The sequence below is a fragment of the Oceanicola sp. S124 genome (genome assembly GCF_000220565.1).
Lineage (GTDB): Bacteria > Pseudomonadota > Alphaproteobacteria > Rhodobacterales > Rhodobacteraceae > Pseudooceanicola.
The window spans coordinates 1-2,970 of record NZ_AFPM01000334.1 but is presented as its reverse complement, the minus strand read 5'-3'; the positions used below and the strand labels follow the sequence as shown (position 1 = coordinate 2,970).

2 protein-coding genes are annotated in these 2,970 nt (G+C 71.0%); both read left to right on the top strand.

Annotation, left to right across the window (positions count from 1 at the left end):
• The coding region (locus tag OS124_RS25755) for a TRAP transporter permease (RefSeq protein WP_010142370.1) at positions 1-1,130 on the top strand (1,130 nt) is incomplete at its 5' end.
• A 127-nt stretch (positions 1,131-1,257) separates the two neighbouring features.
• Positions 1,258-2,958 (top strand): sensor histidine kinase, encoded by a 1,701-nt coding sequence (locus OS124_RS25750; RefSeq protein ID WP_237708159.1) that lies wholly within the window; start codon positions 1,258-1,260, stop codon positions 2,956-2,958.
• Positions 2,959-2,970 lie beyond the last annotated feature (12 nt).

The window sequence follows — 2,970 nt, the reverse complement described above, 5'->3', positions numbered from 1 at the left end:
TCATGCCGCCCCTGATGGGCGCCGGCGCCTTCCTGATGTCCGAGTTCACCCGGGTGCCCTACGTGGACATCGTGCTGATCTCGATCTTCCCGGCCGTGCTCTACTTCGGCGTGGTCTACCTGATGGTGCATATCGCCGCCGTCAAGCAGGGCATGACCGGCCTTGATGCCGCCGAGCTGCCGCGCACCCGCACGGTGCTGGCCGAGGGCTGGCACTTCCTGTTGCCGCTGGTGGCGCTGATCGCGCTGCTGGTCGCGGGCTATTCGCCGATGCGCGTCGGCTTCTATGCCATCGGCGCGATCCTCGCCGCCGCCGCGGCCCGCGCGCTCTGGACCTTCGCCACCTCCGGGCCCAGTGCCGCCGGCTTCATCGCCCTCTGCCGCCGGGGCATTGCCCTGACGCTGGAGGCGCTTGAGCTGGGCGCGCGCAATGCCGTGGCCGTGTCGATGGCCTGTGCCGTCGCCGGCATCATCGTCGGTGTCGTCGGGCTGACCGGCCTGGGGCTGAAGTTCTCGGCCATGATGATCGCCTTCTCGGGCGGCAACCTGCTGCTGGCGCTGATCCTCGTGGTCCTGGCCTCGCTGATCCTCGGCATGGGCCTGCCGGTAACGGCAGCCTATATCGTGCTGATCATCCTCGTCGGCCCGGCCCTGACCGAAGAGTTCGGCGTGCCGCTGCTGATCGCCCACCTGGTGGTCTTCTGGTACTCGCAGGACAGCAACGTGACCCCGCCCGTGGCCCTGGCCGGTTTCGCCGGCGCCGCCATCGCCGGCTCGAAGCCGATGGAGACCAGCGTCCAGGCGTGGAAATACGCCAAGGGCCTCTACCTGATCCCGCTCTTCATGGTCTACAACGACGAGATCATCCTCGGCGGCCCGCTACCGCTGGTGCTCTGGAGCGGCGCCATCGCGATCCTCGGGCTGGTGGCCTTCGCCGCCGTCCTCGAGGCCTTCCTGTGGCGTCCCATGCAGCTGTGGATGCGGGTGCTGCTGATGCCCGGCATCGTGGCGCTGTTCTGGCCCTCGCTGAGCATCGAGATCGCCGGTGCGGCCCTGGTGGTGGCGCTGCTGGCGCTGAACTGGGTGCAGGCGCGCCGGGACCGCGACGACGGCGCCGGTCTGGCGGCATGACGCAAAGGCCCGTGGCCGCGCCCATGGCCCCGGGCCCTGCCCCCGGCCGGGCTCTCGGGACCCGGCCGCAGGGCAAAGGCAAGGCCGCGCCATGATCCTGGCGCGGTCTCTCGCATGCGCGGTGCTCATGGCGACGCTGGCATGGTTCGCCGCGCAATCGCGCGCGGTCGCCACCGCCGGGCACGAACTGGATCAGACGCTGCTGCTGACCACCCGCGCCGTCGAGGCCGAGATCGACCGCCTGCGCGCCCTGCCCTCGGTCACCGGCGAGGATGCGCGGATCCGCGGGGCGCTCTCGGGCACCGGGACCTTGCAGGAGGCCAACGCCTACCTGCAGGCCGTCTCGGCCCATACCGGGGCCGATGTCCTCTACCTGCTGGATGCGAGCGGGCAGACCATCGCCGCCTCGAACTGGAACCTGCCGGAAAGCTTCGTCGGCCAGAACTACGCCTTCCGCCCTTACTTCCAGGAGGCCATGCAGAGCGGCTTCGGCAGCTACTACGCCATCGGCGTGACCACCGGCGTGCCAGGCTATTTCCTCTCGGCCCGGGTCGAGGTCGCCGGCAGCCCCGGCGTGGTGGTGGTCAAGCTGGACCTGCAGCCACTGCAGGAAACCTGGCGTGCCGCCGAGGCCGATGTGGCCCTGGCCGATGAACACGGGGTGGTCTTCCTCTCAGCCCGTCCGGAGTGGCAGTACCGGCCGCTGGTGGCGCTGCCGGAAGCGGTACTGGGCAGCCTGACCGGGGCGCGCACCTACGAGGGCGTGGGGCTGGACGCGGCCACCCCGCTGCTCATCGCCCCGCCCGAGGGCGCCGATGCGCGCGGCGACAGCTGGATCGCCCGCATCGGCCAGGTGCCCGCGACCGGCGGTCAGGTCATCGCCGCCAGGCCCCTGCGCGGGGTGCACCTGGTGGCCTGGGCCTGGGCGGCGCTGGCCGCGCTGGCGACCCTTGCCGTCTCGGCCACCCTGCATGGTCTGGAACAGCGCCGCCAGCTCATCGCCATGCGCCTGTCGCAGTCCGAGAAGATGGAAGCCATGGTGATCGAGCGCACCGCCGATCTCGGCCGGGAGATCGAGGCCCGCAAGCAGGCCGAAGCCGACCTCCGTCGCACCCAGGAGGCGCTGATCCACACCGAGAAGATGGCCGCCATGGGCCGTATGTCCGCCGCCATCGTGCACGAGATCAGCCAGCCCCTGGCCGCGATGGAGGCCACGCTGGCCGCCGCCGAGCTGGGCATCCCGCCGGGCGACACCCGCACCCCTGCGCGGATCACCAAGGCCCGCGACATGATCCGCCGCATGCAGCGCACCACCAAGCACCTGCGCAGCTTTGCCCGCAAGGACCGGGTCGAGCTGTCGCGCATCGACCTGCGGGCCCCGATCCGCTCGGCGCTGGACCTGGTGCTGCCGCGCGCCCGCACCGTCGGTGTCGCCCCGGTGCTGCACCTGCCCGGCGAACCGGTTCCGGCCATGGCCGGCGGGGTGCGCATCGAACAGGTGGTCGCCAACCTGCTGCTCAATGCCCTCGACGCGGTCGAGGCCGTCGCCGCGCCCGAGGTCTCGGTCACCCTGGCCCGCGAGGGCAACGCGGCGCGGATCACCGTCTGCGACAACGGCAGCGGCATCGCCGCCGAGGACCTGCCCCGGGTCGAGGATCCGTTCTTCTCGACCAAGCAGACCGGCGAGGGCCTCGGGCTGGGTCTGGCGATCTGCAAGGCGATCCTTGCCGATTTCCGCGGAACGCTGGATATTCGCTCCATCCCGCAGGAGGGCACCCGGGTGAGCGTCACCCTGCCCCTTGCCGACCCCGACGACGACAGGACGTGATGGCAGCCCGAA